Source organism: Amaricoccus sp. (assembly GCF_036846665.1).
GTDB lineage: Bacteria > Pseudomonadota > Alphaproteobacteria > Rhodobacterales > Rhodobacteraceae > Amaricoccus.
On record NZ_DAIUBO010000294.1, the window covers coordinates 1 to 4137 of the forward strand.

At 66.7% G+C, this 4137-nt stretch carries 5 protein-coding genes; all 5 read right to left on the reverse strand.

Features of this window, described 5'->3' with window-relative positions:
• A partial coding sequence (locus V7050_RS18975) for a DNA-directed RNA polymerase subunit alpha (RefSeq protein ID WP_324411032.1) occupies positions 1-860 on the reverse strand: 860 nt, incomplete at its 3' end.
• Between the two features lie 118 nt (positions 861-978).
• A complete protein-coding gene (rpsK, locus tag V7050_RS18980) occupies positions 979-1368 on the reverse strand; it encodes a 30S ribosomal protein S11 (RefSeq protein WP_324370048.1) in 390 nt (129 codons plus the stop codon).
• Positions 1369-1379: 11 nt separating this feature from the next.
• Complete coding sequence (gene rpsM / locus V7050_RS18985) at positions 1380-1748, reverse strand: 30S ribosomal protein S13 (protein WP_324370046.1); 369 nt, start codon at positions 1746-1748, stop codon at positions 1380-1382.
• A 208-nt stretch (positions 1749-1956) separates the two neighbouring features.
• Positions 1957-2604 (reverse strand): adenylate kinase, encoded by a 648-nt coding sequence (locus V7050_RS18990; protein ID WP_324370044.1) that lies wholly within the window; start codon positions 2602-2604, stop codon positions 1957-1959.
• Positions 2601-3953: a preprotein translocase subunit SecY gene (secY, locus tag V7050_RS18995; protein WP_324370042.1), complete on the reverse strand. Its 1353-nt coding sequence runs from the start codon at positions 3951-3953 to the stop codon at positions 2601-2603. The genes V7050_RS18990 and secY overlap by 4 nt, the downstream gene beginning before the upstream one ends.
• Between the last annotated feature and the right edge of the window lie 184 nt (positions 3954-4137).

Below are 4137 nucleotides of genomic sequence, written 5' to 3' on the forward strand. Positions count from 1 at the left end.
TCGGTCTTCTGGATCAGGTCGCCGATATAGACGATGTTGTCGTTCTTCAGGCAGTTGGCCGAGCGCACCGAGAGCTCGAGCTCGTCGACCTTCTTGAGCAAGAGCGGGTTGAACTCGAGATCGCTTTCCTCGTCGGTGCGGGTGCCCGCGCTCGGCTCCTCGAAGTTGACGAAGACCGAGAGCTGGTCCTGGATGATGCGCGCCGCATAGGCGATGGCATCCTCCGGCTTGATCGAGCCGTCGGTCTCGAGCTGCAGCGTCAGCTTGTCGTAATCGAGCACCTGGCCCTCGCGGGTCGGCTCGACCTTGTAGCTGACCTTCTTGATCGGCGAGAACAGCGCGTCGACCGAGATGAGCCCGATCGGCGCATCCTCGGGGCGGTTCTTCTCCGCCGCGACATAGCCCTTGCCCTGCTCGACGGTCAGCTCCATGTAGACCGAGGCGCCGTCGTCGAGGTGGCAGATCAGGTGCTCGCGGTTGAGGATCTCGATGCCGTTGGTGGTGGCGATGTCGCCCGCGGTCACCACGCCGGGGCCGGTGGCGCGGATCTCGATGCGCTTGGGCCCCTCGACCTCCATCTTCACCGCGACGCCCTTGAGGTTCAGCACGATGTCGGTGACGTCCTCGCGCACGCCGGGCACGCTGGAGAATTCATGCAGCACGCCGTCGATCTGCACGCTGGTGATCGCGGCCCCCTGGAGCGAGGAGAGCAGCACCCGGCGCAGCGCGTTGCCGAGCGTGAGGCCGAACCCGCGCTCCAGCGGCTCGGCGACCGCGGTGGCCTGGCGGAAGGGATCGGCGCCGGCCTTGATCTCGAGGGCGGTCGGCCGGATCAGCTCCTGCCAGTTCTTGTGGATCATCATGTTCATGGCCCTCCATTCCTGTCCGCCGACCGATCCAGATGGCCGGCGAACGCCCGAGGAAATGCAAACTGAAACCGCCCGCCGGAGGGGCGGGCAGTGAAATCTCTCCCGTCTCTCAGACGCGCCGGCGCTTGGGCGGTCGACAGCCGTTGTGCGCGATGGGAGTCACGTCCTTGATCGCGGTGATCTGGAAGCCCACGGCGCCGAGCGCGCGCAGCGCGCTCTCGCGGCCCGAGCCCGGGCCCTGCACCTGCACTTCGAGCGTGCGCACGCCGTGCTCCTGCGCCTTGCGGCCGGCGTCCTCGGCGGCCATCTGCGCGGCATAAGGCGTGGACTTGCGCGAGCCCTTGAAGCCCATCGTCCCGGCCGAGGACCAGGCGATCGCGTTGCCCTGGGCGTCGGCGATCAGGATCTTGGTGTTGTTGAAGCTGGCGTTCACATGCGCCACGCCGGTGGAGATGTTCTTGCGTTCCTTGCGCTTGATGCGCGCCCTTTCGCGAGCCATTGGCCTGCCCCCTATTTCTTCTTGCCGGCGATGGCCTTGGCGGGGCCCTTGCGCGTGCGTGCGTTGGTGTGGGTGCGCTGGCCGCGCACCGGCAGGCCGCGGCGATGCCGCAGGCCGCGGTAGCAGCCCAAGTCCATCAGCCGCTTGATGTTCATCTGGGTCTCGCGGCGCAGGTCGCCCTCGACCGCGAGATTCGCGTCGATGTATTCGCGGATGCGCAGCACCTCGGCGTCGCTCAGGTCGTTGACCCGGCGGTTCTCCGCGATCTCCAGCGCGCCGCAGAGCTGCTTGGCCGTGGTGCGGCCGATGCCATGGATATAGGTGAGGGCGATCTCGACCCTCTTGTTCGTGGGAATGTTAACGCCAGCTATGCGCGCCAAGTTTCAAGCTCCGTTCGTCCGAGGGGCCGCCCGACCCCGCTCAACAGCCAATGCCCGCCGATGCCTTCGGCAGGCTTCCGACGCCCATGTCCCTGGGCAGGCATCCCGCGTTCCCGAGGTGAAATGCGTAAGGAACGACTCTCCCTGATGAGAGAGCGCGTACTATAGGAATCGCCGGAGCGAGGTCAAGGCGTTAACGCGCCGATTCTCACAGACCGAGGCGGGTCCGGATCTCGCCGGCGATCGCGTCGATCGCACCGAGCCCGTCGACCGAGCGGAGCTTGCCCTTGGCGTGGTAATAGCCGATCAGCGGCGCGGTCTGGCGGTTGTAGGCGCCCAGGCGCACGCGCACCGATTCCTCGTTGTCGTCGGAGCGGCGCACGAATTCGGTGGAGCCGCAGACGTCGCAGACGCCGTCCTTGGCGGTCGGCTTGGTGCGGTCGTGGTAGACCTCGCCGCATTTGGCGCAGGTGAAGCGGCCGGTGATGCGGTCGACCAGCGCGTCCTCGTCGACCCGCATCTCGACGACGGCGTCGAGCGCGCGGCCCTTCTCCGCGAGCAGCGCATCGAGCGCATCGGCCTGGGCGAGCGTGCGCGGGAAGCCGTCGAAGATCAGCCCGTGCTTGCCGGCCTCGCCGTCGAGCTGTTCGGCGATGAGCCCGATCACGATGTCGTCTGTGACGAGATCGCCCCGCGCCATCACGTCGGCGACCTTCCTGCCCATCTCGGTGCCGCTGTTCCTGGCCGCGCGCAGCATGTCGCCGGTGGAGAGCTGCACCAGCCCGTGCTCCTCGACCAGGCGGCGCGCCTGCGTGCCCTTGCCCGCCCCGGGCGGTCCCAGAAGAATGATGTTCATCGCCGTGCCTTTCCCCGTCCCTTGCCGCGCAGCCGCGACTTTTCGATCAGACCTTCGTATTGATGCGCGAGCATATGCGACTGGACCTGGGTGATCGTGTCCATCGTCACCGAGACGACGATCAGGAGCGACGTGCCGCCGAAATAGAAGGGCACGGCCAGCTGGGAGATCAGCACTTCCGGCAGGAGGCAGACCGCCGCCAGATAGGCCGATCCGATGACCAGGAGACGCGACACGACATAGTCGAGATATTCGATGGTCTTCTGGCCGGGCCGGATTCCGGGGACGAAACCGCCCTGCCGCTTGAGATTGTCGGCCACGTCGTCGGATTTGAAGGCGACATTGGCGGTGTAGAAATAGGTGAAGAAGACGATCAGCGCGCCATAGGCCAGCAGGTAGAGCGGCTGGCCGTGGCCCATGTAGGCGGCGACGTAGTTCAGGATGCCCAGGCCCTCGGCGGCATTGCCCGAGAAGGTGGTGATGGTGGAGGGCAGCAGCAGGAGCGAGGAGGCGAAGATCGCCGGGATCACGCCGGCCGGGTTGACCTTGACCGGCAGGTGCGAGCTCTCGCCGCCATAGACCTTCATGCCGACCTGGCGCTTGGGATACTGGATGTGGATCTTCCTGAGCGCGCGTTCCATGAAGACCACGAAGGCGACCACCGCGACCGCCATCACCATGATGCCGATGATCGCTGCCGGCGAGAGCGAGCCGGTGCGCCCCTGGCTGAAGAAGCGCGCGAGCGCGGCCGGAAGCTCGGCGACGATGCCCACGAAGATGATCAGCGAGATGCCGTTGCCGATGCCGCGAGCGGTGATCTGCTCGCCGAGCCACATCAGGAACATGGTGCCGCCGACCAGCGTCACCACCACGCCGATGCGGAAGAACCAGCCGGGATCATGGGCCATGCCCTGGGATTCGAGCCCGACCGCCAGCCCGTAGGCCTGGAAGGTGGCGAGGAAGACCGTGCCGTAGCGGGTGTACTGGTTGATCTTCTTGCGGCCCTGCTCGCCCTCCTTCTTCAGCGCCGCGAGGCTCGGGACCATGGAGGTCAGGAGCTGGACGATGATCGAGGAGGAGATATAGGGCATGATCCCGAGGGCGAAGATCGCCATGCGGCCGACCGCGCCGCCGGTGAACATGTTGAGCATGCCCCCCAGCCCCTGGCTCGCCTGCTCGAAGAACTGCGCCAGCCGCCCGGCGTCGATGCCGGGAACCGGGATGTAGGTGCCGATGCGATAGACGATCAGGAGGCCGAGGGCGAAAAGGATCCGGCTCTGGAGGTCCTTGGCCTTGCCGAAGGTGCCCCAGGAGAGGTTCGCGGCCATCTGTTCCGCTGCGGATGCCATTTCAGGCCCTCCAAAACTGCGCCGCCGGACCCGGTGTCACGCGGTGTCCAGCGGCGCCAAGACAGGTCCGACTTAAGCCGCCGCTTCCGCGGCCACAAGCCTCATTCCGTCGCGGGCGCGGCCTCGGGGCCGGCCTTCAGCGCGATCGACCCGCCGGCCTTCTCCACCGCCGCGACCGCCGATT